Source organism: Pseudomonas sp. CFBP 13602 (assembly GCF_014842725.1).
In the GTDB taxonomy this organism is placed as follows: Bacteria; Pseudomonadota; Gammaproteobacteria; order Pseudomonadales; family Pseudomonadaceae; genus Aquipseudomonas; species Aquipseudomonas baltica.
In genome coordinates, this window is sequence record NZ_JACYVT010000005.1 from 127269 (window position 1) to 153727 (window position 26459).

General features: G+C 61.4%; 25 protein-coding genes and 1 pseudogene. 16 read left to right on the plus strand and 10 right to left on the minus strand.

Annotated elements, in window-relative coordinates; translation table 11 throughout:
- Window positions 1-29: 29 nt before the first annotated feature.
- Window positions 30-560, minus strand: a complete 531-nt coding sequence (locus IFU31_RS11820) for a DUF1003 domain-containing protein (protein WP_122480027.1) — start codon at window positions 558-560, stop codon at window positions 30-32.
- Window positions 561-766: 206 nt separating this feature from the next.
- Between IFU31_RS11820 and IFU31_RS11825 the strand changes: the two genes are divergently transcribed.
- The 7 genes from IFU31_RS11825 (at window position 767) to IFU31_RS11855 (ending at window position 6723) form a co-directional block, all read left to right on the plus strand.
- On the plus strand, window positions 767-1504 hold the full coding sequence (locus tag IFU31_RS11825) for an IclR family transcriptional regulator (RefSeq protein WP_122480026.1): 738 nt from the start codon (window positions 767-769) through the stop codon (window positions 1502-1504).
- Between the two features lie 60 nt (window positions 1505-1564).
- Entirely contained in the window at window positions 1565-2320 is a 756-nt protein-coding gene (locus tag IFU31_RS11830) for a transporter substrate-binding domain-containing protein (RefSeq protein ID WP_185794634.1), read from the plus strand.
- 81 nt (window positions 2321-2401) lie between these two features.
- Window positions 2402-3067 (plus strand): amino acid ABC transporter permease, encoded by a 666-nt coding sequence (locus tag IFU31_RS11835; RefSeq protein ID WP_122796681.1) that lies wholly within the window; start codon window positions 2402-2404, stop codon window positions 3065-3067.
- Between the two features lie 11 nt (window positions 3068-3078).
- A complete protein-coding gene (locus IFU31_RS11840; RefSeq protein ID WP_446730999.1) occupies window positions 3079-3840 on the plus strand; it encodes an amino acid ABC transporter ATP-binding protein in 762 nt (253 codons plus the stop codon).
- Window positions 3841-3886: 46 nt separating this feature from the next.
- A complete protein-coding gene (locus IFU31_RS11845) occupies window positions 3887-5299 on the plus strand; it encodes a formimidoylglutamate deiminase (RefSeq protein WP_192103052.1) in 1413 nt (470 codons plus the stop codon).
- On the plus strand, window positions 5296-6099 hold the full coding sequence (gene hutG, locus IFU31_RS11850) for an N-formylglutamate deformylase (protein ID WP_192059293.1): 804 nt from the start codon (window positions 5296-5298) through the stop codon (window positions 6097-6099). Before IFU31_RS11845 ends, hutG begins: the two co-directional genes overlap by 4 nt.
- Window positions 6100-6123: 24 nt before the next feature.
- Window positions 6124-6723, plus strand: a complete 600-nt coding sequence (locus IFU31_RS11855) for a HutD/Ves family protein (protein WP_274598217.1) — start codon at window positions 6124-6126, stop codon at window positions 6721-6723.
- A gap of 161 nt (window positions 6724-6884) precedes the next feature.
- Here IFU31_RS11855 and IFU31_RS11860 read toward each other — a convergent pair whose 3' ends face one another.
- On the minus strand, window positions 6885-8171 hold the full coding sequence (locus IFU31_RS11860) for an acyltransferase family protein (RefSeq protein WP_192059296.1): 1287 nt from the start codon (window positions 8169-8171) through the stop codon (window positions 6885-6887).
- Window positions 8172-8296: 125 nt separating this feature from the next.
- Window positions 8297-9736, minus strand: a complete 1440-nt coding sequence (cls, locus tag IFU31_RS11865; RefSeq protein WP_192103056.1) for a cardiolipin synthase — start codon at window positions 9734-9736, stop codon at window positions 8297-8299.
- Window positions 9737-9901: 165 nt separating this feature from the next.
- On the opposite strand from cls, the gene IFU31_RS11870 reads away from it, so the two are divergent.
- Complete coding sequence (locus IFU31_RS11870) at window positions 9902-10411, plus strand: DUF3617 domain-containing protein (RefSeq protein ID WP_446731032.1); 510 nt, start codon at window positions 9902-9904, stop codon at window positions 10409-10411.
- A 156-nt stretch (window positions 10412-10567) separates the two neighbouring features.
- Window positions 10568-11779 (plus strand): zinc metallochaperone GTPase ZigA, encoded by a 1212-nt coding sequence (gene zigA, locus IFU31_RS11875; RefSeq protein ID WP_192103058.1) that lies wholly within the window; start codon window positions 10568-10570, stop codon window positions 11777-11779.
- A gap of 10 nt (window positions 11780-11789) precedes the next feature.
- On the opposite strand, the gene IFU31_RS11880 is transcribed toward zigA, so the two are convergent.
- Window positions 11790-12140 carry an NADH:ubiquinone oxidoreductase gene (locus tag IFU31_RS11880; RefSeq protein WP_192103059.1) on the minus strand — a complete coding sequence of 117 codons (351 nt, stop codon included), beginning with the start codon at window positions 12138-12140 and terminating at the stop codon, window positions 11790-11792.
- Between the two features lie 26 nt (window positions 12141-12166).
- Between IFU31_RS11880 and IFU31_RS11885 the strand changes: the two genes are divergently transcribed.
- Window positions 12167-13132 (plus strand): CobW family GTP-binding protein, encoded by a 966-nt coding sequence (locus IFU31_RS11885; protein WP_192103060.1) that lies wholly within the window; start codon window positions 12167-12169, stop codon window positions 13130-13132.
- Between the two features lie 6 nt (window positions 13133-13138).
- On the opposite strand, the gene IFU31_RS11890 is transcribed toward IFU31_RS11885, so the two are convergent.
- Entirely contained in the window at window positions 13139-13528 is a 390-nt protein-coding gene (locus IFU31_RS11890) for a DUF3301 domain-containing protein (protein ID WP_122716071.1), read from the minus strand.
- Between the two features lie 117 nt (window positions 13529-13645).
- Here IFU31_RS11890 and pdxY point away from each other — a divergent pair, with 117 nt between their 5' ends.
- Window positions 13646-14512 (plus strand): pyridoxal kinase PdxY, encoded by an 867-nt coding sequence (gene pdxY, locus IFU31_RS11895; RefSeq protein ID WP_122480013.1) that lies wholly within the window; start codon window positions 13646-13648, stop codon window positions 14510-14512.
- Here pdxY and IFU31_RS11900 read toward each other — a convergent pair.
- Window positions 14509-14994, minus strand: a complete 486-nt coding sequence (locus IFU31_RS11900; protein WP_122480012.1) for an acyl-CoA thioesterase — start codon at window positions 14992-14994, stop codon at window positions 14509-14511. The genes pdxY and IFU31_RS11900 overlap by 4 nt on opposite strands.
- A 251-nt stretch (window positions 14995-15245) precedes the next feature.
- Here IFU31_RS11900 and IFU31_RS11905 point away from each other — a divergent pair, with 251 nt between their 5' ends.
- The gene (locus IFU31_RS11905) at window positions 15246-17000 is read left to right on the plus strand and encodes a cation:proton antiporter domain-containing protein (protein ID WP_122480134.1); all 1755 of its coding nucleotides are present in this window, start codon (window positions 15246-15248) and stop codon (window positions 16998-17000) included.
- Window positions 17001-17101: 101 nt separating this feature from the next.
- Here IFU31_RS11905 and IFU31_RS11910 read toward each other — a convergent pair whose 3' ends face one another.
- The 3 genes from IFU31_RS11910 to uvrD all read right to left on the minus strand — a co-directional run bounded on the left by IFU31_RS11910 (window position 17102) and on the right by uvrD (window position 20856).
- Window positions 17102-17509: an SMI1/KNR4 family protein gene (locus IFU31_RS11910; protein WP_122480011.1), complete on the minus strand. Its 408-nt coding sequence runs from the start codon at window positions 17507-17509 to the stop codon at window positions 17102-17104.
- A gap of 117 nt (window positions 17510-17626) precedes the next feature.
- Complete coding sequence (locus tag IFU31_RS11915; protein ID WP_122480010.1) at window positions 17627-18481, minus strand: Tim44 domain-containing protein; 855 nt, start codon at window positions 18479-18481, stop codon at window positions 17627-17629.
- A 191-nt stretch (window positions 18482-18672) separates the two neighbouring features.
- The gene (gene uvrD / locus IFU31_RS11920) at window positions 18673-20856 is read right to left on the minus strand and encodes a DNA helicase II (protein WP_192103061.1); all 2184 of its coding nucleotides are present in this window, start codon (window positions 20854-20856) and stop codon (window positions 18673-18675) included.
- A gap of 154 nt (window positions 20857-21010) precedes the next feature.
- Here uvrD and IFU31_RS11925 point away from each other — a divergent pair.
- The 3 genes and pseudogenes from IFU31_RS11925 to IFU31_RS11935 all read left to right on the plus strand — a co-directional run.
- Window positions 21011-22558 (plus strand): annotated as a pseudogene (locus IFU31_RS11925) (PAS domain-containing protein); the annotation flags it as partial.
- 195 nt (window positions 22559-22753) lie between these two features.
- Window positions 22754-23629: a transcriptional regulator HexR gene (gene hexR / locus IFU31_RS11930; RefSeq protein ID WP_122480007.1), complete on the plus strand. Its 876-nt coding sequence runs from the start codon at window positions 22754-22756 to the stop codon at window positions 23627-23629.
- 100 nt (window positions 23630-23729) lie between these two features.
- Window positions 23730-23945, plus strand: a complete 216-nt coding sequence (locus tag IFU31_RS11935) for a PA3496 family putative envelope integrity protein (protein WP_122716067.1) — start codon at window positions 23730-23732, stop codon at window positions 23943-23945.
- Here IFU31_RS11935 and IFU31_RS11940 read toward each other — a convergent pair.
- Complete coding sequence (locus IFU31_RS11940; protein ID WP_192103063.1) at window positions 23887-24849, minus strand: LysR family transcriptional regulator; 963 nt, start codon at window positions 24847-24849, stop codon at window positions 23887-23889. The genes IFU31_RS11935 and IFU31_RS11940 overlap by 59 nt on opposite strands.
- A gap of 188 nt (window positions 24850-25037) precedes the next feature.
- Between IFU31_RS11940 and IFU31_RS11945 the strand changes: the two genes are divergently transcribed.
- Window positions 25038-26453 carry an acetyl-CoA carboxylase biotin carboxylase subunit gene (locus IFU31_RS11945; protein WP_122480004.1) on the plus strand — a complete coding sequence of 472 codons (1416 nt, stop codon included), beginning with the start codon at window positions 25038-25040 and terminating at the stop codon, window positions 26451-26453.
- Window positions 26454-26459 lie beyond the last annotated feature (6 nt).

Genomic DNA, 26459 nt, shown 5'->3' on the forward strand with positions numbered 1-26459 from the left:
ATCCTACCCCCGGACGCCCAAGCGCACCTTCACACGCTGCCCTTGGGCTCCACACTCGCCAGGATCCGATCCAGCCGCTCCAGGATCTCCTTGTCGATCTTTTCATGCAGCCGCATGATTTCCAGCTCCGCACGCAGGTTCACCTCGAAGTCCAGGCTTGCGGCCAGGCGGTCTTTGGCCGACTGGCGGTTCTGACTCATCATGATCACCGGCGCCTGGATGGCCGCGACGGTAGAGAGCATCAGGTTGAGAAAGATGTACGGGTAAGGGTCGAAGGCCAGGCCGAAGTGATCGAGCACATCCGTATTGAGCAGCATCCAGCCGAACAGGATGATGGTAAAGGCGATGATGAACGCCCATGAGCCGCCGATCGCCGCAACCCGATCAGACAGTCTTTCGCCGAACGTTGCGACTTCGTCGGAGGCGTCACTGGCATCGCGGCTGACGGGCAGACGCTTTTTCATCTGCTCCAGAACATGTATTTCTTCAGGTTCGAGCTGATGGGGGTGTTTGCCAAGGAAGCGTTGAGCCAGCGGTTCAAGTGGGTGCTTGGTGGCCATGGGGCAGGGTCTTCAGATGGGGAGAAAGACGGACACTATCCCATGAAATTCGGCAGCGCTGAATGCTCGGATGTGCCTGTGGCACCGCGCGTTCGGTGAAATTTCACCAGTGGCCCATGCAGTGCCATTTCAGCGACATGGAGGTTTTTTTCCCGCTCAATGAGAATCCCCCTTCAGAATCGAGAATTTGTTCTTATAGTGCAGTCATGAACGACCCACGAACCACCAGCATTGTCGACCGTGTGCTGCAGGTGCTGACCTGCGTGGCCAAGGCTGGGCAACCGATTGCGGCCAAGCGCATTGCCGCGCAGGTGCAGATGCCATTGAGCACGGTCTACCGGCACCTGGCGTCGTTGAAGAAGTGGGGCCTGCTGCAAGAACACATGACCACGGGGCTGTACGAGCCAGGCGCGACCGGCGTGCAGTTGGCGTGGGGTTTCGATCAGACCTCCAACCTGATCAGCCAGAGCCGCGACGAGATCAGTGCCCTGGCTGAGCGCACGGGAGAAAGCGTCGGCTTGTTGGTGTACAGCAACGGCCAGATGGTGTGCATCGCCATGGAGGAGAGCAGCAGCTCGCTGCGTTGCTCGTTCACCAAGGGCCGCGCCCACTCCATGATGCAGGGCGCCTCGGCCAAGAGCTTGTTGGCGTTTCTGCCCGAATCGGTGCAGCGCCAACTGCTGAAAACGCAATCGCAGGAGGGCGCCATGGACGTTGCGGCGCTGGAAAGGGAGATCACCAGGATCCGCAAGAATGGCTATGCCACCAGTGACAGTGAGGTCGATCTGGGTGTTTGGGGCGTGAGCGTCCCGCTGATTTCAGCGGACGGTGCCCTGGAAGGCACCATTACGTTGATGGCGCCGTCATTGCGCGTTGGCCCACGGGAGGCTGAACTGATCAGCCTCACCAGAAAAGCAGCCAGCCGCATCTGCAATCGCTTCTAACTGCCGCCCAATCCATGTTTCAGGTCCTGACCGGACCTACCCTTGCCGAAGGAATTCGTGATGAAAGCGTTGAAGTTATTCACCCCCCTGGCTGCCGCGCTGACGCTGATGGCTTCGCTGTGCACCTCGGCCCAGGCAGCCGATGAAGTGATGCGTGTCGGCACCGATGCGACCTTTCCACCCATGGAATTCGTGCAGGATGGCAAGCGCACCGGCTTCGATATCGAATTGATCGAAGCCATCGGCAAGCAACTGAACAAGAAGGTCGAGTGGATCGACATCGGCTTCAAGGGGCTGATCCCTGGCTTGATTTCCAACCGCTTCGACGTGGCGGCGTCGGCCATCTACATGACCGAAGAACGGCAGAAGGTGGTCAACTTCACAGATTCCTACTATCGCGGCGGCCTCGCTGTGCTGGTCCTGAAGGATGACACCAGCATCGATAAACCCGGCGATCTGGTCGCGGGCAAGAAGGTTTCAGCCCAGGTAGGTACCAAGTCGATCGACTTTCTGAAAACCAACTACCCCGCAGTGAGCGTGGTGGAAGTGGAAAAGAACCAGGCCATGTTCGACCTGTTGGCCATTGGCCGGGTGAACGCTGCAGTGACCGGGCGCCCGGCGGCGGTGGAATATGCCAAGCGTCAGCCCAAGGTCCGCGTGCTGGACGAAGGCCTGACCACCGAACTGTACGGTTTTGCCGTTCGCAAGAATGACACCGCGCTGCAACAGCAGATGAACCAGGCGCTGAAAACCCTGCGCAGCAATGGCGAATACGCCGCACTGACCCAGAAGTGGTTCGGCACCACCAAAGAATAAGTCGCCGTTGCAGGTTCGGCCGATGCTGCGACGAGCCTGCACACTTTACGCCTTCAACCGTAAGCCTCTGCGGAGTACCTCATGGATCTCGACTTTTCCCCGGTCTGGGACGGCTGGCGCGCGCTCGCCTCCGGTACCCTGACCACCATCGAAATCACCGCTGCCGCGTTGGTGCTGGGCTGTGTCCTGGGCCTGTTGATCGGGCTGGGGCGGCTGAATCCCAAGCGCACGCTGATCTACGGGCTGTGTACCACCTACCTGACGCTGGTCCGCGGCACGCCGCTGCTGGTGCAGCTGTTCATTCTGTTCTTTGGCCTGCCGCACTTCGGCATTCAGTTACCCGCTTATGTGTGCGGAATTTTCGGCCTGGGCATCTACAGTGCGGCCTATGTCTCGGAGATTGTCAGGGGTTCGATCCAGTCGGTGGAAAAGGGCCAGATGGAAGCCGCCCGCTCGCTGGGCCTGCCGCACAAACTGGCGATGCGCAAGGTGATCCTGCCCCAAGCCTTCGTGCGCATGATCCCCGCCCTGGGCAACGAATTCATCGCCTTGATCAAGAACTCGGCGCTGGTGTCACTGCTCACCATTGCCGACGTGATGCACGAAGGCGAGAAGATCATCAGCGTGTCCTACCGTTCGCTCGAAGTGTACCTGGCCATTGCCGTCATCTACCTGATGCTGACCAGCATCACCACCTTGATCCTGCGCCGCACCGAGAAAGTGCTGCGCGCCGACGGGAGAGTGTGATGAGCACCGCCATTATCGATATTCAAAACCTGAGCAAATCGTTTGGCACGCATCAGGTGCTGCACAACATCGACTTCAGCGTACAGGCCAGCCAGGTCGTGGTGGTGATCGGTCCCAGCGGGTCGGGCAAGAGCACTTTCCTGCGTTGCATGAACGGCCTGGAAACAGCTGAAGGCGGAACGCTGCGCGCGTGTGGCCATACCGTGGTGGAGCAGGGCAGGATGATGTCGGAAAGCAAACTGGACGCCCTGCGCAGCGAAGTCGGCATGGTGTTCCAGTCGTTCAACCTGTTCCCGCACCTCAGCGTGCTGGACAACATCACCCTGGCGCCCATGGCCCTGCGCGGCAGATCGCGCCAAGCGGCCGAAGAGCAGGGGCTGCGCCTGTTGAACAAGGTTGGCCTGGAGCACAAGGCGCAGGTTTACCCCGGCACTTTGTCCGGTGGGCAGAAGCAGCGCGTTGCGATTGCCCGCGCGTTGGCCATGGAGCCCAAGGTCATGCTGTTCGACGAGCCTACCTCGGCGCTGGATCCGGAGCTGGTGGGCGAGGTATTGCAGGTCATGAAGACCCTGGCGAGCGAAGGCATGACCATGATCATCGTTACCCACGAAATGGGATTTGCCCGGGAAGTGGCCGACGTGGTGGTGGTCATGGATCAAGGCGCGATTGTCGAGGCCGCGCCACCGGCGCAGCTGTTCACCGCACCGCGTGAAGCGCGGACCCGCAGTTTCCTGCACAGCGTGCTGTCGCGAGACGCAGCGCCTGTTCTCTGATTGCCTGCGCCTGACTCATTGCCCAGAGGTTCATGTGGATACACCCTTGGATTCACCCGCGCGCCAAGCCCAGAGCAGCCTGTTTGCCCACAGCGCTTTACTGCCCGATGGCTGGCAGCGCAATGTACTGCTGAGTTGGAACGCCGCTGGCGATCTGACCACCGTGGCCTGCGATGCCGTGCCCTTGGCTGGCACGCCGGTGGCGCGTGGCCCGGTGATCAGTGGCATGCCCAACCTGCACTCCCACACGTTCCAGCGCGCCATGGCCGGCTTGACCGAAACCCTGGGCGACCCCGCCGACTCCTTCTGGAGCTGGCGTACCCTGATGTATCGATTTGCCCAGCGCCTGCAGCCTCGGCACTTGCAGGCCATCGGTCGGCACCTGTACATCGAAATGCTCAAGGCCGGGTACACCTCGGTGTGCGAGTTTCATTACGTGCACCACGACGCTGACGGCCAGCCCTACGCGAACCCCGCCGAATTGTCCCTGCGCGTGGTGCGGGCGGCCGAAGAAGTAGGCATCGGCATGACCCTGCTTCCGGTGCTTTACCAATACGGTGGGCTAGGCCAGGCAGAACCCTTGCCGCACCAACGTCGTTTCATCAATTCACCGGAGTGGATTCTGGAGCTGCGTCAGCACCTGCAAAAAGCCATGCCGCAGAACGGCAATCGGCGTTATGGCGTCGCGCCGCATTCGTTACGTGCCGTGAGCGAAGCGTCCCTGTCGAGACTGATGGATGGCCTGGATGCCGACGATCCGCGCGCGCCCGTGCATATCCATATTGCCGAGCAGACCCGCGAGGTCGAGGAATGCGAGGCAATCCTCGGCCAGCGACCGGTGCAGTGGCTGTTGGACCGCCAACCCTTGGACCCGCGTTGGTGCCTGGTGCACGCCACCCACATGGACGACGCTGAATACGCAGCGTTGGCGCGCAGTGGTGCCACCGTAGGGCTATGCCCGAGCACCGAAGCAAATCTTGGGGATGGATTGTTCGACGCTCAGCGGTTTCTGACAGACAAGGGCCGTTGGGGTATCGGTTCGGACAGCAACGTAGCCGTCAACCCCTGGGCGGAGCTCCGCCTGCTGGAATACGGCCAGCGCCTGTTGCACCGTCGGCGCAATGTGCTGGCCAGCCCCGACGCGCCGGTGGTGGCGGATCGCCTGTTCGATCAGTCGGTCAAGGGCGGGGCCCAGGCGACCGGCCGCTCGGTAGCCGGGCTGATGGTGGGGCAGCGTGCCGACCTGGTCGTCATCGATTCCGACGCCGTCAATGTCGCCCCGGGCCATCCAGCCCAGCTGTTGTCCTCGCTGGTGTTCTGCGAGCACGGCAACAATCTGGTACGCGACGTCTTCGTCGGCGGCAGGCAGGTCATCGATGACGGCCAGCACGCCCTGCAAGTGCAGGCCCTGCAAGGCTACCGCGCCACCCTGGCCGATTTACTGGAGCATACGCTATGAATCGGGAACCTACCTTCGAGCTGCATCAGGGCGTCGGCCCTCTACTGATATCGATGCCTCACGTCGGTACCTTGCTGCCGGACGAGCTGAAAGCGCATTACAGCCTGGTCGGCCAGGCGGTGGATGACACCGATTGGCATATTCATGAGTTGTACGACTTCGCCGTCGCTCTGGGCGCGTCGACGTTGCGTCCACGTTTTTCGCGCTACGTGATCGACCTGAACCGGCCTGCCGATGGCGCCAGCCTGTATCCGGGCCAGAACACCACCGGGCTATGCCCGCTGACGACATTCGACGACGTGCCGCTGTACCAGCCGGGGCACGAACCAGACGATGCGCAAATCGCACAGCGCTTGGAGCATTACTGGCAGCCGTACCATCGAGCGTTGCAGCAGCAATTGGAACGAATCAAGGCGATCCATGGCTACGCCCTGCTGTGGGACGCGCACTCGATCCGTTCGGTCATCCCGCACCTGTTCGAAGGCCAGTTACCGGTGTTCAACTTCGGCACCGCCAACGGCAGCGCCTGCGCACCCGGCATCGGGGAGCAGCTGCTCGCCGTGGCCGAGCGGTTGGCTCCGCAGTTGCCGGCGGTACTCAATGGCCGCTTCAAAGGCGGCTACATCACTCGCCAGTACGGCCACCCGGCCCAAGGGGTTCACGCCGTACAGCTGGAGCTGGCACAGCGAGCCTACATGCAGGAAACCGCCCCCTACGGGTTGCAAGCAGACAAGGTCGAGACTCTGCAGCCGGTACTGCGTGCACTGATCGAGCGATTCATGGCGTTCAAGCCTGCCTGACATTCCTTTGGTAGCCAGATTCCGATGACCGATGCGCACGTATACCGCCCCGAAGATTACGCGTCCATGCCGTGGAAGAACGGCGGCGGCAGTACCCTGGAAATTGTCCGGCAGCGCTCCGTCGATGACAGCGGGTATGACTGGCGCCTGTCGATTGCCCAGATCAGCGCCGACGGACCCTTCTCCGTGTTCGCCGGTTATAGCCGGATCATCACCGTGCTGCACGGCGATGGCATGGTGTTGGAAGTGAACGGGGTGGAGAGCGGGGCGCTGGGTCCCATCCAGCCTATGAGTTTCGACGGTGGGGCGAAGGTATGGTGTCGGTTGCTGGGTTCACCCATCGAGGACTTCAACCTGATCTACCGCCACGATCGGATCCAGGCATCGTTGCGCTGGGTGGATTGCCATCCGGTGGTGGTGTTGAGCTCGGTGGCGGCCGAGGTGATTTTCTTCAACGCCTCTTCAGATGCTGTCCAGGTGACCGACGCGAGTGATGGACGCAGACACGAGTTAATCTCGCGGGCAACGTTGCGCTGCACCAACGCAAGCGGCCGGCGCCAGCGTTACAGCCTGGAGGGTACGGCCGCGCAGGTGTGCGTGGTTGAGCTGGACAGGGTGGGCTGAACCGCAGCGGCTAAATGTCCACCTTGTCGGGCGAACCGTCCCGTGCCTGCAACATCAGCCTTTGCAGCTTGCCCTTTGGAAGTCTGTACAGGGCTAGGAACGGCGCGTGGGTCCCTTGCAGCTCAGGCAGCGCCTGAACTGCAAGGACAGTCACCCGATGTTCAGGCTGCGCGCAGGGCGTTGGTGTTGCCCGACGTCTCACGCTTGCTCTTCACCACCCAGCGACTCAACGGACCCTGCAACAGCCACTGCCGCGTGCGGTTGCCAATCTGCTCCTGAAAGATCACGCACAGAATGATGCACGCCAGCAGCAGCAGCGGGTAGTAAGTCAGCGACAATGGATGCCCCTTGGCCTCTGCCACGCACGCCGCCGCGTTGGTGAAGCACAGGTTCACGTCGATGTTCGCCAGCATTTCCAAGCGACGGAAGACGATGAAGATCGGCGTGTGCAGGGCGAACATCGGCAGTGACGCGGCGCCCAGCCGGCGAGCCCATTTGATATGCCGCTCGCTTTGCGCACTCGAGGCCATGGCGCACAGGATGATGACGCTGAGCACCATCGGCAGCAGCAAGCCATTGTGCAGCAGCACATACCAATGGCTCTCGCCTCGCCAGTTGACCTCGGCGGCGATCGCCACACCGAACCCCAGGGCAATCACCGCCATCAATTTGCGAGGCCCGCGCAGGCCGGTACCCATCAGCCGATAATCGCGAAACAGCAGGTAGGCGACGATGCCTGCTAAAAAGACCGGCAGCCGCAGCAACGGGAAGTGGTGCAGGAAGCCAATCCAGATCGAGCTGTAGTCTTCATTGAGGACCACCAGCAATGGAGGGATCAGGCAGGCGGCCCAGATGATCAGCAGCAACCCTACCTTATGTTTGGCGGCTGCCAGGCGTGGCGCAAACCAGGGGAATGTCAGGTAGAAGAAGAACAGCGCCGAGATCGACCACAGCGGGCCGTTGTAGGCCAGGTAAACCGGGTTCCAGGCCTGCAGCAGGGTAACCTGCAGCACAGCATTCACGGCTATCTGGAAATCGCTGAGTTTGTATTTGAGCAGCTCGGGCGCGGTACGCTTGAGCAGGTCATCGGAACGATACGCCACACTCAGGTCAGTGTTGCTGTCGAACAGGCCTGTCAGCGATATCAGGACCACGCAGCTGGCGAGGCCGAATATGTGGATCGGATAGAGGTTGGCAAATCGTTTGGTCATGAAGGAGACCGGCGGCTCCCGCAGTTTGTTACCGTCGAGGTAGACGTGCGCGAGGAGAAAACCGGACAACGCAAAAAAACTGCTTGTGGCAAAGAAACCCAATTCGGTGAATTCCACCAACCCACTCAGCTGTGTGTATTCCTCGTAGAACGGCAGCGTGTGGAACATCACCAGATACACGCCCAGGAAAAACCGCAGCCATTCCAAACCGATGAATCTCTCTTTCTCTGCGTTCATGCAGGTCCACTTCCCTTTAGTAATATCGAAGCCCGCTCATGGTACACGAAGCGTTTCCAATGTTTCCTTATATGTCTAAAGGCAGGCTTCGTTGCCGATCAGCTGACAAATTCGCCTACTGCGCGCTACAGGATAGGCGAAATCAAGCGCGCCACTCGCATACCGAGCTTTTCCAAACGATGTGTCTCTTTGCTATCACGGACATCTATTTCTCGTGACTGGGCGAAATCATCGAGCAACATCTGTTCCACTTCGCTGGTGAATGCCTTATCGACGGTCAGCAACATGATTTCGAAGTTCAAACGAAACGAGCGGTTGTCCATATTGGCACTGCCGATTGCCGTGATTTCATCGTCAACCAGCACCACTTTCTGATGCAGAAAGCCCGGGCCGTAGCGATACATTTTCACCCCGGCGCGTACTGCTTCGAACGCGAACAGGCTGGATGCGGCATACACCACTTTGTGATCCGGGCGAGACGGCAGCAGGATACGGACATCGACACCGCGCAGTACCGCCAAGCGAAGTGCGGCAAAGACGGCCTCATCCGGTATGAAATAGGGGGTTGTGATCCAGACCCTGTCATTGGCGGCGTGGATCGACTCAACGAAAAACAACGAGCAGGTTTCATAGGGGTCGGCCGGGCCACTGGCCAGCACTTGGCACAACACGCCGTCTTCTTCGTACGCTTCGGGGAGGATCAAGGGCGGCAATTCCCGTGCTGCCCAGAACCAGTCTTCGGCAAACGACTCTTGCAGGCAGGCGATCACCGGCCCGCTGATGCTCACATGGGTATCGCGCCAGGGCGAGAGCTTGGGATTGCCGCCCAGGTATTCGTCGCCCACGTTATGGCCACCGATGAAGCCTTTTACTCCGTCCACCACGACGATCTTGCGGTGGTTGCGGAAATTGACCTGGAACCTGTTCAACCAGCCGCTCTGGGTCGCGAATGCTTTCACATTGACGCCACCCTCGCGCAGCCGCTCGACGTATTCGCGGGGCAGGGCGTGGCTCCCCACTCGGTCGTAAAGCACGTAGACCTCGACCCCCTCGGAGGCCTTTTGCAGCAGCAAGCCCTGCAGCTGCCGGCCGATATGATCGTCGTGGATGATGAAGAACTGCACCAACACCGCTCGCCGGGCTTCGCGGATGGCTGCAAAGATGGCATCGAACGTGGCGTGTCCATTGACCAGCAGACCGACCCGATTGTTGGCCAGGCATGGCATCCGGCCAAGTTTGGGCATGGCCCTGAGTGAGGCATAAGACGTGGATTTGCGTGCGGCGAGCGCTTCCTCTATCCAGGGGCGCCAATCCATGTCGGCGATCGCGGTGTGCATCTCCTTGTTGGCATGCCGACGGGCCTTGATGTATGCGTCGAACGTGCTGCGGCCAAACACCAGATAGGGGATCAACGTGAGGTAGGGAATGAACAACAGCGATAAGGCCCAAGCAATCGAACCCTGCGCGGTGCGTACGGTAAGAACTGCATGAACGGCGGCAGCGATGCCCAACACGTGCAGCAGGCCAAATAGATACCCAAAAAAAATCGGACTGTGATAATCCATTGCACGGCGGCTCCTTGATGCGCTGTGCTAAACAGACCACGTTCAGTGGCGGTTGTCGCGTTTTTATTACCGCGCAACTCGGCACCCGTTTCGACGTCAAAGACCCATGCCCGCACTTTTCCCAACGTTCTTGAGGAGTGGAATCAGATGAGATTTAAATGGCCGATGGCTGCATTGGTAGTGTGCCTTTCGGCAACCGGGGCACAGGCGCAGATGCTCCAGCCGGGCCTATGGGAAATGACCACCAGTAACATGCAAGTCGATGGCAAGCCGCTGCCTGACATGCAGGTGATGCTGGGTCAGTTGAAGATGCTTCCACCCGAGCAAAGGGCAATGATGGAAGGCGTGCTTGCCAACCAGGGCATTACGGTGGGCGGCACTGGCATTCGCTCGTGCCTGACGCCTGAACAGGTGAAGACCAACGACATCCCGTTGCAAGATGCAAAGTCCGGCTGCACGCAGAAGATCACTGAGCGCAATGGCAATGTCTGGAAATTTCAGTTCAGTTGCCCCAAGGCCCAGGGGACCGGACAAGCCCAGTTTCTCAGCGATAGAGAGTTTCTTACCACGGTCAACGGCACCTTCAATGCCTCCGGCGTCGCGCAGAAGGGCAGCATGAACACTCGCGCCGTTTGGTTGGGAAACAACTGTGGGTCAGTGAAGCCTCGCACCTGATAGCTGCAATGCGTGTTCCACGTGGAACACGCGTTTCTCAGCCATGCAATTGTTGCCTAAAGCACAATGTGATTAAGTCAGTGACAGCTTATATGTTATGTTATAACAATATAAACGATGCAGCGTTCGTTGCTCCCGTCACCGATGAGGTCCGTCATGCCCAACCGTTTACCCGTCACCGTGCTGTCCGGCTTCCTGGGGGCCGGCAAGAGCACGTTGCTCAATCACATCCTGCGCAACCGGGAGGATCTGCGCGTTGCCGTGATCGTCAACGACATGAGCGAGATCAACATCGACGGCAGTGAAGTGCAGCGTAACGTCAGCCTCAACCGGGCCGAAGAAAGACTGGTCGAAATGAGCAATGGCTGCATCTGCTGCACCCTGCGCGAAGACCTGCTCGAAGAAGTGGCCAAGCTGGCTGCCGAGGGGCGTTTCGATTACCTGCTGATCGAATCGACGGGCATCTCCGAGCCGCTGCCGGTGGCCGAGACTTTTACCTTCCGCGACGAGCACGGCCAGAGCCTGGCCGATCTGGCCCGGCTCGACACCATGGTCACGGTAGTCGACGGGGTCAATTTCCTGCTCGACTATCAGGCAGCGGAAAGCCTGGCGACGCGCGGCGAAACCCTGGGAGAGGACGACGAGCGAGCCATCACTGATCTGTTGGTTGAACAGGTGGAATTTGCCGACGTCATCCTTATCAGCAAGATCGACCTCATCAGTCAGGCTGAACGCACCGAGCTGATGGCAGTACTGCACACACTCAACCCCAGCGCGCAGGTCATGCCCATGGTCATGGGGCAGGTGCCGCTGGCACGCATTCTGGACACCGGGCTGTTCGATTTCGAGCGCGCAGCGCAAGCGCCAGGCTGGCTGAAGGTGCTCAGGGGTGAGCATGTTGCGGAAACCGCAGAATACGGCATTGCATCCACGGCCTACCGCGCCCGGCGTCCGTTCCACCCACAGCGCTTCCATGACTTCATCGACAAACCCTGGACCAACGGTCGGCTGCTGCGCTCCAAAGGCTTTTTCTGGCTCGCCAGCAAACCCCAGGAAGCAGGAAGCTGGTCCCAGGCGGGTGGGTTGATGCGCTATGGCTTCGCTGGCCGCTGGTGGCGTTTCGTGCCGCAAACGCAATGGCCGCAGGACGCCGAGAGTGTGGCTGCCATCCAGCAAACCTGGCAGACCGACACCGGAGACTGCCGCCAGGAGCTGGTATTCATCGGGCAGAACATGGATTTCGCAGCGTTAGGCCACGCCCTGGACCAGTGTCTGCTGGATGATGAGGAACTGGCCCAGGGTGCACAGGCCTGGGTGCACTGGCCGGATCCGTTCGGCGAGTGGCACGATCAAGGCCAGCAGGCGTGATCCGGATTGCTCAGGGCAAGATCCATTGTCCCTGACTGTTCTGTTCGCAGAACGGCTTGAGGTAGGCGGCGTCGCTCGCCACACCGTAGTAGTGGATGTCCTGTTCATAGGGCATGCGCTCGACCCGAGCGCCGCGGCAGATGCCGTAGGCGCCTCGTGGGCACTGCGCCATGAATTGCACTTCGACCTGCTGCCCCGGCAGGTTGGGTCGACAAAAACCTTCCTTGAACAGCTTCGGCGGTATAGTGCGATTCTGCTGGCACACTTCGACGCTTACCCGTTCTGCCTGGCTGTGCACCACGCAGGCCTCGGCCCACACCTGGGTACTGGCCAGCAGCCCCAGCAAACCCCACACACGCATCGCTCAACCTCCATAGATATCCGACCATGCTGCAGAACATCCCCACCCATGTCATTGCAGGCCCCTTGGGCGCCGGCAAGACCAGCCTGATTCGTCGTCTGCTGGCGTGCAAGCCGGCAAACCAGCGTTGGGCCGTGCTGATCAACGAATTCGGCCTGGTGGGCATCGACGCCGCGCTGCTTGCCACCACCGATGATGGTATCGCAATCGGCGAAATCGCCGGAGGATGTCTGTGCTGCGTGAACGGTGCGCCGTTTCAGATCGGCCTGGGCCGTCTGCTGCGCAAAGCCCGGCCGGATCGCCTGTTCATCGAACCCTCGGGCCTGGGGCATCCGTTGCAGATCCTTTCGCAACTGAGCGAAGCGCCCTGGCGCGGCGTTCTGGCGGTGCAACCGCTGGTGATGGTGCTCGACGCGCTGACCCTTGCGAAAGGCGTCGCGCTGCCAGCTGCACAGCGCGAAGCCGCTGAAGTGGCAGGCTTGTTGATCATGAACAAGGCAAAGCCGACGCCAGGAGTGTGCATAACTTCAGGATTACCCACAGACCGACTGCTGTGGCTCGATGTCGATCAGGTGCGATTCGAGCAATTGCCCCTTGTGGATAATTCAACGCCACTGGTTGTGGACAGGCTGAGGAAGCTCCCGCAAGCCATTGGCGAAATCTGGGTGGATAAGTCCCAGCCGCAATGCCAGGTGCAGGATCACCGCGATGGCTGGAGCATCGGCTGGCGATGGCAAGCCCGAACGCGGTTCGATTTGCCAACAGTGGAGCGCGCATTGGCCACTTGGTCCTGGCGACGGGCCAAGCTGGTTATCCACAGCCCGAATGGATGGTTTTCGAGCAACCTGCTGGCGGGGCAGTCGGTGCAGTGGAAAACCAGTGAATGGCGTCGTGATTCACGTTTGGAGCTGATATTCGATACGCCGCAGGACGCAGCCGCTCTTCAGGATCACTTGCAGCAGGCACGCGTGGACGACCCATCGCAGCGCTGACCTCGCTCAGGGACGCCAGCGCTTGTGTTCCTGACGCCACTGACTCATCTCGATGACTTCGGCACTGGTCGCGGTTTTCACTTCGAACGGGTAGGGCGCCAGCTCGATCTGCACCGCGTGTGGCCCGAATTGGGTGGCGATGCCTGCATGGCGCTGCTCGCCGGTCACCGTGAATTCGAAGTTGTACACACGCGCCAGACGCTTGCGGCCGTTGGCATCGGCCAGCCAGGCAAAACGCTTGAAGGCCACGTTGTCGTCGAGCAGTTCCAGATCGAGCTTGCTGCAATGCTGCTTGACCCGCGCCAGGGCCTTTTCACGCAGGCCATGGTTGTGCCACAGCCAAGCCGCACCTGCGGCCATCAACATCAGGATGAACATATTGCCAAGGGTCAACATCGAAGTGCGCTCCAACCGGTTGCTCGCAGCTTAACTGTGTCTCCGGTCTGTCGTACAGGCTGCATTTCGCGCGATACTGCGCGCCATGAAGTCCTGTCACCGGTCCGGAATCCTTGCATGAAACGTACACCACACCTGCTCGCCATCCAGTCCCATGTCGTGTTCGGCCACGCCGGCAACAGCGCGGCGGTTTTTCCGATGCAGCGGGTGGGGGTCAAGGTCTGGCCACTGAATACGGTGCAGTTTTCCAATCACACTCAGTATGGCCAGTGGACGGGAGAAGTGTTGGCGCCGCAACACATTCCCGCACTGGTCGAAGGGATTGCGACGATTGGCGAATTGGGCAACTGCGATGCCGTGCTCAGTGGCTATCTGGGCAGCGCCGCGCAGGGGCGAGCGATCCTGGGCGTGGTACGTCGGGTCAAGGCGGCCAATCCCAAGGCCCTGTATCTGTGCGACCCGGTGATGGGGCATGCGGAAAAAGGCTGCGTGGTGCCGGCCGAGGTCAGCGACTTTCTGCTCGATGAAGCCGTTGCCGCTGCCGACGTACTGTGTCCCAACCAGCTGGAGCTCGACAGCTTCAGCGGGCGCAAGGCCCAATCCCTCCCGGACTGCGTGGCCATGGCGCGGGCGTTGCTGGCGCGCGGGCCCAAGGCGGTGCTGGTCAAGCACCTGGCCTATCCGGGCAAATCGGCCGAAGACTTCGAAATGCTTCTGGTCACTGCCGCGGGCAGCTGGCACCTGCGTCGTCCGCTGCTGGCGTTTCCGCGCCAACCGGTCGGTGTGGGTGATTTGACCAGCGGCCTGTTCCTCGCCCGGCTGCTGCTGGGCGATGACTGGCTGGCGGCTTTCGAATTCACCGCGGCGGCGGTGCACGAAGTGCTGCTGGAAACCCAGGCCTGCGCCAGCTACGAGCTGGAGCTGGTGCGTGCCCAGGACCGCATCGTCCATCCGCGCCTGCGGTTCGAAGCCGTGGCGCTTTAAATCGGCTCGTCCTTGAGATCGCGGTAGCGCTTTTCCAGCTCCTGGCGAATCTGCCGACGTTGCTGCGCCTGGATGAAGCGCCGCGTGCCTTCGGCATCCTGCGGCTGCAGGGGCGGTACGCTGGCCGGCTTGCGCTGGTCATCCACTGCCACCATGGTGAAGAAACAGCTGTTGGTGTGGCGCACGGAGCGTTCGCGGATGTTCTCGGTGACCACCTTGATGCCCACTTCCATCGAAGTATTGCCGGTGTAATTGACCGAAGCCAGGAACGTCACCAGTTCGCCGACATGCACCGGCTCGCGGAAGATCACCTGATCCACCGACAAGGTCACCACATACCGGCCGGCATAGCGGCTGGCGCAGGCGTATGCCACTTCGTCGAGGTATTTGAGCAGCGTTCCTCCGTGCACATTGCCGGAAAAATTGGCCATGTCGGGGGTCATCAGCACCGTCATCGACAGCTGGGCGTTTCCAGGTTCCATAGTGAACTCACGGTTGGTTGGCAGAAGTGCAGGGGCGTCGCCTATATTGGCGTTTGCCGCTTTCAAAGGGTTGCATCCAGAAGCGGACGCCGAACGGACGGGCGCCGTCACGTCTATCGTGCCATTACGCAGGGCATAGCGGCGATCTGTTTCCGCATATTGCACCGACGTTCGCCTGCAATGGCCGGTGTTAATCTGCCTTTCTGAAACAATTGGTACAGCAATTCTGAATAGCAATGGAGGCTATCACCGTGCATGCCATCAGTTTTATCCAGGACCTGGCGGTGATCATGCTGGTAGCCGGCGTGGTGACGATTCTGTTTCACCGGCTACGGCAACCCGTGGTGCTGGGCTACATCGTTGCCGGCTTCATCATCGGCCCCCATACGCCGCCGTTCGGCTTGATCCACGACGAAGACACCATCAAGACCCTGGCCGAACTGGGCGTGATCTTTCTGATGTTCAGCCTGGGCCTGGAATTCAGCCTGCGCAAACTGTTCAAGGTCGGTGCCACGGCCTTTATCGCTGCGTTCCTGGAAATCGTGCTGATGATCTGGATCGGCTACGAAATCGGCCGCTGGTTCGATTGGGGCACCATGGACTCGCTGTTCCTCGGGGCTATCCTGGCAATCTCCTCGACCACCATCATCGTCAAGGCGCTCAACGACCTGAAGATGAAAAACGAGCGCTTCGCCCAGTTGATCTTCGGCGTGTTGATCGTCGAGGATATTCTAGGTATCGGTATCATCGCCCTGCTGTCGGGGATTGCCGTCAGCGGCGCGGTCAGTTCGGGCGAGGTTTTCTCGACGGTCGGCAAGCTCTCGCTGTTCATGGTCATTGCCCTGGTCGTGGGCATCCTGGTGGTGCCCCGACTGCTGGCCTATGTGGCCACCTTCGAAAGCAACGAGATGCTGCTGGTGACCGTGCTGGGCCTGTGCTTCGGCTTTTGCCTGCTGGTGGTCAAGCTTGAATACAGCATGGTGCTCGGGGCTTTCCTGATCGGGGCGATCATGGCCGAGTCGCGGCAATTGCTGAAGATCGAGCGTCTGATCGAACCCATCCGCGACATGTTCAGCGCGATCTTCTTCGTCGCCATCGGCCTCATGCTCGACCCCGCCATCCTGCTCGACTATGCCTGGCCGATTGCAGTCATCACCGTGGCCGTGGTGCTCGGCAAGATCGTCTCTTGCGGGCTGGGCGCGTTCATTGCCGGCAACGATGGCAAGACATCGCTGCGGGTGGGCATGGGCTTGTCGCAGATCGGCGAGTTCTCGTTCATCATCGCCGCGTTGGGCATGACCCTGCAGGTCACCAGCGATTTTCTCTATCCCGTTGCCGTGGCCGTGTCGGTGCTGACGACGCTGTCTACGCCGTACCTGATCCGGGCAGCCGATCCTTTGTCGCATCGCCTCGGCGCTATCGTGCCGCAACGTGTCGCACGCGTGCTGGGCATGTACGGGGAATGGCTGCGCAGCATCCAGCCGCGCGGGCAGGGCGCCATGCTGGCATCGATGATCCGCAAGATCCTCCTGCAGGTAGGGGTCAACCTGGCGCTGGTGATCGGTATCTTTCTGGCTGGCGCCTATTTTGCCGAACGTATCGGCGGTCACCTGACGACTTGGGTGGCCGAGCCCGGCGGGCAGAAGGCGTTGATCTGGGGCGCAGCCTTGCTGCTGTCGCTGCCGTTTTTGATCGCCGCCTATCGCAAGCTCAAGGCACTGTCGATGCTGCTGGCGGAAATGGGGGTGAAGCCTGAAATGGCTGGCAGGCATACCCAGCGGGTGCGGCGCGTCATCGCCGAAGTCATTCCGCTGCTGTCGCTGCTGGTGATTTTCGTGCTGCTGGCGGCACTGTCGGCGAGCATATTGCCGACCATGGAATTACTGCTGTTGATTGCGGTGGTTGCAGCAGCAGTGGTGGCCGTGTTGTGGCGCTGGTTCATTCGCGTGCATACGCGGATGCAGGTGGCTTTACTGGAAACCCTGGATAACAACGTCGAGCATTGAATTTGGGTAGGCAGGTTTGGCCTTTTCGCGGGTAGAACCCGCTCCCGCAGGGTTGGCGGCGCGCCGTCGAGCTGTGAAAAGGTCACACCTGCCTCTACCGATCAGCTTTCCAGCCAGACGTCTCGCACCCAGTGCCAGACCGACTCCCAGCTTTCTTCGGTCACCAGCTCTTCTTCGCCCGACCACAGCACCACGGTGCCGTCTTCTTCGACACAGTAGTAGTCCTCGCCGTCCTGACAGATCGGGATCAGCTCGCGTGGTACGCCGATGTCCCAGGCGCTGGCGGCGACCTCCGGCAGATACGTATGCGATTGCGGGTCGGTCACGGTGACCGGTTCCAGGCTGCCATACACGACGTCGCTGACGGTGAGCAGATACTCCTTGAAGACGAACGGAATATTGATGAACAACTGCTCTTCGATCTCGACCAGCAGGTCTTCGTCTGGCAGTTCCAGGGGAACCGGTACCGGCTCATTGGCTTCTCGGAGCTGCTCGATCACTTCTTCCACGATGTTTTCCTCTGACCAGAATACGCGCTGCGGTTTATACCTTAGCTGGAAATGGATGCAACGTTCAAAATGCAAAAGCCCCGACCAGGGCCGGGGCTTCGCAAAGCGTGACGTGTATCAGTTCTGGCGGATACCCGCGACCAGCCAAGGCTGATTTTCGCCCTGGGCGCGTTCCATGTTCCAGCTTTCGCTGAAGGGTTCGCCCTTGTCGAAGCGCGAGGTCTTCGATACGCCGACGAATGTCAGGGTAGCGATGGTTTTCTCGGCGCGGTCATCGACACCTTCCAGCTGCACTTGCAGATCGTCGATGTAGGTGGACTGGAAGCCATCACCCAGCTCGGCACGTTCCTGCTTCAACGATTGCAGCATCTGCGGGGTAACGAACTCGGCGATCTTGTCCATTTCGTTGGCGTCCCAGTGCTGCTGCAGCGACTGGAAGTGGCTGCGGGCTGCGTTCAGGAAGCTTTCTTCGTTGAACCAGGCCGGCGCGTTGATCACCGGACGGGCTGCGGAAGCACCGCTGGCGCCACCGAAGATCGACGGTTGGGCAGGTGCCTGGTCGATCGCTTCACGCTGGTACGGAGCACCGGCGCCGGCCATTTGCGGGCCCTGCTGCTGCTTGCGACGGCGAGCGGCGATGAAGCGGAAGATCAGGAAGGCAATGACCGCCATGATCAGGAAGTCGAAGATCTGCATGCCCTGGAAGCCATCGCCCATGAACATGGACGCCAGCAGGCCACCGGCGGCGAGGCCGGCCAGAGGGCCCAACCAGCGCGAGGCACCGCTGGCGGCTGGGGCTGCACGGCCTGGGACGGCTGCTGCGGCACCTGGGGTGGTGGGCGCGGCCTGGCGAGTCTGGTGAGTCGGGGCTGCGCCCATGCTCTTGCCGCCGCCGAAGCGTTTGGCACTGGCATCGAGGCTCATGGTCAGGCCGATGCACAGGGCCAGGGCCATGCTGAGAAAACGTTGCATAGGTTCATTCCGTTAGGTGGATTGCACGCGAGTCATGTTGCACAGGTGTGCTGTACATAGCTAGTGACAACATGTTTCGAGCTTTTGCGTAAATGCGAAGTGCGGCGTAGGAAAATTCGTTGCTCCTTGGAAAGGCCGTGTCGGCTTTTTCGCGGCCGCCGGGCACCGCGACAAAACCCTGCAGCCAGTGGCTACACTGGCTCGAGCTTCGCGTACCCCAGCATCAACCACTTGCTGCCCTCGGCGAAGTTGACCTGCACTCGCGCCTGCGCGCCGGAGCCTTCGAAGTTGAGGATCACGCCTTCGCCAAACACAGAGTGCTGCACGCGCTGGCCCAGGTTGAACTGGGTTTCCGGAATATTGGCCGCACCGAACAGGCTGCTCGAGTTCTGCGCCTGGCCACCGCCGAAAGGACGACTCACGCTGTTGGACAGGCGCACTTCCTGGATCAGCCCGGCGGGCACCTCGCGCACGAAGCGCGACACCTTGTTGTAGGTCTCGCTGCCGTAGAGGCGGCGCGTTTCGGCGTAGGTCATCACCAACTGCTGCATGGCCCGGGTGATGCCGACATAGGCCAGGCGCCGCTCTTCCTCGAGACGGCCTGGCTCTTCCAGGCTCATCTTGTGCGGGAACAGGCCTTCTTCCATGCCCACCAGGAACACGTAGGGAAACTCCAGGCCCTTGGCGCTGTGCAGGGTCATCAGCTGCACGCTGTCCTCGTGCTCCTCGGCCTGGGTGTCGCCGGCCTCGAGCGAGGCATGGCCCAGGAACGCCGCCAGCGGCGTCAGGTCGGCTTCTGCCTCGCCGTTCTCGAAGTTGCGCGCAGCGCTGACCAGTTCCTCGAGGTTTTCCACCCGTGCCTGGCCTTTTTCGCCCTTTTCTTCCTGGTGGTAGATGATCAGGCCGGACTGCTCGATGACCGTCTGGGTCATCAGGTGCAACGGCATCTGCATGACCTTGGCGGCGAGGTTCTCGATCAGCTCGATGAACGCGCTTAGGGCATTGGCGGCGCGCCCGGTCAGGCCCTTGTTGGCCACCAGTTGGCGGCCGGCTTCCCACATCGACACTTCGGCATGACGGGCATGCTGACGGATGGCTTCGACGGTCTTCTCGCCCAGGCCGCGTGGCGGGACGTTGATCACCCGCTCCAGGGCGGCATCGTTGCCGCGCCCTTCGAGCAGGCGCAGGTACGCCATGGCGTTCTTGATTTCGGCGCGTTCGAAGAAGCGCTGCCCGCCATAGATGCGATAAGGGATACGCTCGCGCAACAGCGCCTCTTCCAGCACCCGCGACTGGGCGTTGGAACGGTAGAGAATGGCGATGTCGCTGCGCGCCAGGCCTGTCTTGAGCGCGCTCTCGATGGTTTCGACCACATAGCGCGCCTCGTCGTGTTCGTTGAACGCGGCGTACAGGCTGATCGGCTCGCCGTCGCCGCCATCGGTCCACAGCTCCTTGCCCAGACGCCCGCTGTTGTTGGCGATCAGGGCGTTGGCGGCCTTGAGGATGCCGGCGGTGGAGCGGTAGTTCTGTTCCAGACGAATCAGCTGCGAATCAGGGAAGTCGGCGGAATACTGGTGAATGTTTTCGATCTTGGCGCCGCGCCAGCCGTAGATCGACTGGTCGTCGTCGCCTACCACCATCAGGCTGTCGCCACCTTGTGCCAGCAACCGCAGCCAGGCGTACTGCACGGCGTTGGTGTCCTGGAATTCGTCGACCAGCACATGGCGGAAACGGCGCTGATAGTGCGCCAGCAGGCCAGGGTTGTCGCGCCACAGGTCGAGGGCGCGCAGCAGCAGTTCGGAGAAGTCGATCACCCCCGCCCGCGCGCAGGCCGCCTCGTACGCTTCGTAGATCGAGCGCATGGTCGCCAGGAACAGGTCGCCACCGGGCTGGATGTGCTGCGGGCGCAAGCCCTCGTCCTTCTGCCCGTTGATGAACCACTGCGCCTGGCGCACCGGCCACTTCTGCTCGTCCAGGCCCAGCTCGCGCATGACCCGCTTGACCAGGCGCTGCTGGTCGTCGCTGTCGAGAATCTGGAAGTTCTGGTTCAGGCCAGCTTCCTGCCAGTGCGCGCGCAGCAGGCGATGGGCCAGGCCGTGGAAGGTGCCGACCCACATGCCGGCCGGATTGATGCCCATCAGCTGCTCGATGCGCTGGCGCATCTCGGCGGCCGCCTTGTTGGTGAACGTCACCGACAGCAGAGAGTGGGGCGAAGCGTTCTCGACCTGGATCAACCAGGCGATACGGTGCACCAGCACTCGGGTTTTACCGGAACCAGCACCGGCCAGGACCAACTGACGGCCGACGGAGGCCGCTACGGCCTGGCGTTGGGCATCGTTGAGGGAGTTCAGCAGAAGGGAGAGGTCATCGCGCATCCGGGCATTTTAGGGTGCGCGATGGAGTTGGGGCAAACAAGAGTTGCGCGTCTTTGGATAAATACCTGCAGAGTCGGACATAAGGTGCAAGTGCGCCGCCTGTGCTTGTGTATTCTGGCTCGACGGATGGCACCTCACGACAAGCACATTGCCCATGACGCCGAACCTCAACCCGCTGGACTCGCCCCTGGAGCAGCAGGCCCTGCAGGAGCGCTACGCCGCGCAACTGGCCGCCGAGCGCACGCGCCTGCTGTACCAGGGCTCGTTGCTGCCGACCTTGCTGATGCTGCTCAACGGCGGCCTGTGCGCCTGGCTGCTATGGACTCCGCAGCATTACCTGGGGGTCAGCATCGGGTTGTTGTGGCTGTTGCTGCTGGTGGCCGGACGGGTCATCCAGGTGGCGGCGTTCGATGCGGCCATGCCGGACCGGCAGGCCCAGGCCCACTGGCGGCGCATGTTCATCTTCGGCTCGGCCGTCAGCGGCGCGACCCTGGCGGCGGCGGCCATCATGCTGGTGTCCGAAGACAACCTCATCCAACAGGCCTGGGTGTTCGGCCTGCTCGGCGCGGCGACGCTGTCGGCCAGCGTGGCCTACGCGGTCAGCCTGCCGGCCTTTCTTGCCTATACCTTGCCGTGCCTGCTGCCGCCCACCGCCTACCTGTTCGTATGGAACGACGGCGCCCAGCGCGGCTGGGGCTGGTTCGGGCTGATTTTCCTGGGGGCATTGCTGGTGGTCGCCTGGCAGGTCAATCGGCTGACCAACCGCAGCCTGTTGCGGCGCTTTCGCAACCAGGAGCTGATCGAGACCCTGCAGTTGGCGCAAAGCCGCAGCGAGCGCCTGAACCAGGCCCTGACCACCGAAGTTGGCCAGCGCCGCGAGGCCCAGCAGCAATTGGCTCAAGCCCATGCGGAGCTGGAAAATCGCGTGCAGCAGCGCAGTCGTGAACTGGATCAGGCCAACCAGGCGCTGGGCAAGAGCGAGCAGCGTCTGGCCCTGGCGTTGGAGGCGAGCGGTTTGGGTCTGTGGGACTGGAACCTGAGCACCGACGAGGTCTACCACACCCAACTCAAGGAGCTGTTCGGCCTGGAGCCGGAATTCATGCAGGCAATGCTCAAGCAACTGCGCCCGCGCATGCACCCGGAGGACGTGCCGCGGGTGAAGCGCGCCATGATCGACCACCTCAAGGGTCGCAGCGACGACTACCTGGTGCAGTACCGGATCCGCCACCATGAAGGCCACTGGTTGTGGATCGAAGACCACGGTCGGGCCGTGGAGCGTGCGGCGGATGGCAGTGTCCTGCGCATGGTCGGCACCCGCCGCGACGCCAGCCGCGACATCGCCCTGAGCGGCCAGCTGGAGCTGGCGGGGTTGGTGTTCGACCATTCCAGCGAGGGCATCCTGGTGCTCGATGCTCATTGCAAAGTACTGACGTCGAATCCGGCATTCAGCCGTATTACCGGGCTGGCTGCGGATCAACTCTGCGGGCGATCCTGGTGGCAACTGCCTTGCAGTCGCGATGCGCGCAGGTGCGAGGCGTCGATTCGGCATGCCATGGACGTCGAGGGTTCATGGCAGGGAGCGCTGACCGAGACGCGACTGAATGGGGAGCAGTATGGTCAATGGCTACAACTGATCGGCGTGCGAAATGCCCGAGGTGAAGTTCACCAGACCATCGTTCTGGTCACCGACGTGTCGGCGCGTACCGGTGACCACCCCTAGCCTGGGCCGGGGTACGCGCAGGTGAGACTCATGGGTACCGATGACATTCGCAAAGGGCCGGATTTGGCGGCCGATCATCCTTGCTGAGACGTTTAACTGGGCGATCACAGAGGCCTGTAGTATAACTGCAGACTAGCTACATCCCGGCCCTTCGACCCCTTTAGCGGAAGCTGTCCCTTGAACCTGCTGCAACACATCGACCAGTCTCGCCACCTGCTGCGCAAATCCGAACTCAAGGTTGCCGAGCATGTGCTGCTGGACCCTGCGGCGGTGATGCACAGCTCCATGGCCGACCTGGCGCACAGCGTGGGCATCAGCGAGCCGACCATCGTGCGTTTCTGCCGGGCGATCGGCTGCACCGGTTTCCAGGACCTCAAACTCAAGCTGGCGCAAAGCCTGGCGGCGGGGGCGAGTTTCGGTCAGTTCGCCATCCACGAAGACGACTCGGTGGCCGACTATAGCCTGAAGATCTTCGACACCACCCTGCATACCCTGATGGAGGTGCGCGAGAAGCTCGACCCCGAAGCCCTGCAGCGGGCGATCAGCGCCATGGTCACCGCACAGCGTGTCGAGTTCTATGGTTTCGGCGCATCCGGCGCAGTGGCCGCCGATGCCCAGCACAAGTTCTTCCGTCTGCTGCTGACAGCGGCGGCGTACTCGGACCCGCACATGCAGGCCATGTCGGCAGTGACACTGAAGCCGACCGACGTGGCCGTGTGCATCTCCCAATCCGGGCGCTCGAAGGACCTGCTGATCACCGCCAACCTGGTGCGTGAAACCGGCGCCACCCTGATTTCGCTGTGCCCGGGGCAGACGCCGCTGGCGGAACTGGCGACGGTCAACCTGGCGGTCGACGTGCATGAAGACACCGAGATCTACACCCCGCTGGCCTCCCGCATCGCCCACCTGGTGGTGATCGACGTACTGGCCATGGGCGTGGCAATGGCCCGCGGCCCAGACCTGGTTAATCACTTGAAGAGCGTCAAGCGCAGTCTGCGCAGCCTGCGCCTGTCGCCCAAGTCTTTGAAGGCTCACGAGGCCCACGAGGACTGATCGGCCGCTTTGGGTTTAACCCGATGTTCACCGCCTCGTCGCCAAACCTTCACATAGCCACGCCACCCTGTACTCCCGAACTCGAACTGGGAGACACGCAATGGCTCGTTACTTCGATGGCTCGCAACCGCAGGGCAACAGCGCTACCCGTACCAAACGTCAGCAGGAGGATCAGCGCCGCATGGAGTTTCGCCGCGCGATCGAGAGCTATTCCGAGCAGCGTCGCTTGCTCCAGGAAATCGGCGACGATGCCGAGCTCAATTATTGGCAGGCGGCATCGGCGGGTTCCCGGCAAAGCGCTCGACCAGCGCCGTGATCTGCGCACGTTCGGCGCGGATGAATGCGGCGAAGGCCAATGCCACTGGCGACTGACGCCGTGCCTTGGCCTGCACCACGCACCAACTGCGCTGCAACGGCAACTCTTCCACACGCAATTCGCACAACGTGCCTGTGGATAACTCCCTGGCGACGGCGTGGCGTGTCAGCAGTGCCAGCCCCAGCCCCGCAATCACGCATTCGCGCTGAGCCTCGGCGGAAGACACTTCCAGCGTCTGCGCAAAATGCACGCGCTTCTCCTTGAAATATTCCTCGCACGCTCGTCGTGTGCCCGAACCCTGTTCGCGTACCAGCAACGTATAGGCTTGCAGGTCCTGCAGGTTCACCCGTTCCTGCTGGCACAGCGGGTGCTCGGGCGGAGCCACCGCCACGATCGGGTTGTTGAGGAAGGGCATGAAGTCCAGCCCCATGTCCTGCGGCACCATCGACATGATGGTCACGTCGTCGCGGTTGTCACTCAAACGGCGAATGACCTGCGCACGGTTGACCACCGTGAGCTGCAGGTTGACTTCCGGATGCAGCGTGCGGAAGGCGGCGAACAGGTGTGGCGTGAAATATTTGGCACTGGATTCGACCGCCAGCTTGAGTTGCCCCTGCAGCGAGCCCTGCAGGTCGGACAGCTGCATGTCGAGGTTTTCCAGGCGGCCGAAGATATCCCGGCTGGCGGCCTGCAGCGCTTGCGCTGCCTCGGTCAGGTAGAGCTTCTTGCCCACATAGTCGAATAAAGGCTGGCCCACCAGCTCTTCCAGCTGACGAATCTGCAAGCTGACTGCCGGTTGAGTCAGCGACATTTCCTCTGCCGCGCGGCTGTAGGAGCGCAGGTCGCACACTTCGTTGAACACTTGCAGCTGACGCAACGTCAGTCGCATCAATGACTTACGCATTTCTCAATCCGATGTGCGCTGGGCAGTTCCTCAAATATAAGCTTTTACTAATATGTAACCTAACAAAGATTTATTTTTATTAATCCTCATGCCGCGCTAGCTTGCAGGGGCGACCAGGAAACAACTGGTTACCCAAAGGGTCGGCCACGCACCGACCCGAATGGATTCATCGGTCGAGGAAATTCCAAGTGATAAAAAAGATCCTGATCGCCAACCGAGGTGAGATTGCCGTACGTATCGTACGAGCCTGCGCCGAAATGGGCATTCGTTCGGTCGCGATCTACTCCGAAGCCGATCGTCATGCGCTGCACGTCAAGCGCGCCGACGAAGCCCACAGCATCGGTGCCGAGCCCCTGGCCGGTTACCTGAACCCACGCAAGCTGGTGAACCTGGCGGTGGAGACCGGCTGTGATGCCCTGCATCCAGGCTATGGCTTCCTATCCGAGAACGCCGAGCTGGCGGATATCTGCGCCGAGCGAGGGGTGAAGTTCATCGGCCCGTCTGCCGAAGTCATCCGCCGCATGGGTGACAAGACCGAAGCCCGGCGTAGCATGATCAAGGCGGGCGTGCCGGTCACGCCCGGCACCGAGGGCAACGTGGCCGACATCCGCGAAGCGCTGGAGGAGGGCGAACGCATCGGCTATCCGGTCATGCTCAAGGCCACTTCCGGTGGCGGCGGGCGCGGCATTCGTCGCTGCAACAGCCGCGAGGAGCTGGAGCAGGCGTTCCCGCGGGTGATTTCCGAAGCGACCAAGGCTTTCGGTTCGGCCGAAGTGTTCCTGGAAAAATGCATCGTCAATCCCAAGCACATCGAGGCGCAGATCCTGGGTGACAGCTTCGGCAATGTGGTGCACCTGTTCGAGCGCGACTGTTCGATCCAGCGGCGCAACCAGAAGCTCATCGAGATCGCGCCCAGCCCGCAACTGACCCCCGAGCAGCGCGCCTACATCGGCGACCTGTCGGTGCGTGCGGCCAAGGCGGTGGGTTACGAGAACGCCGGCACCGTGGAATTCCTGCTCGCCGAAGGCGAGGTGTATTTCATGGAGATGAACACCCGGGTGCAGGTCGAACACACCATCACCGAGGAAATCACCGGCATCGACATCGTCCGTGAGCAGATCCGCATCGCCTCGGGGCTGGCCCTTTCGGTAAAGCAGGAAGACATAGTGCACCGCGGCTTTGCCCTGCAGTTCCGCATCAATGCCGAGGATCCGAAGAACAATTTCCTGCCCAGCTTCGGCAAGATCACCCGCTACTACGCGCCTGGTGGGCCGGGCGTACGCACCGACACGGCGATCTATACCGGCTACACCATTCCGCCGTTCTACGACTCCATGTGCCTGAAGCTGGTGGTCTGGGCGCTCACCTGGGAAGAGGCCATGGACCGTGGCCTGCGTGCGCTGGATGACATGCGCCTGCAAGGCATCAAGACCACCGCGGCGTACTACCAGGAAATCCTGCGCAACCCCGAGTTTCGCAGTGGCCAGTTCAACACCAGTTTCGTCGACAGCCACCCCGAGCTGACCCAGTACTCGATCAAGCGCAAACCCGAAGAGCTGGCCCTGGCCATCGCCGCCGCCATCGCCGCCCACGCCGGCCTGTGAGGAACA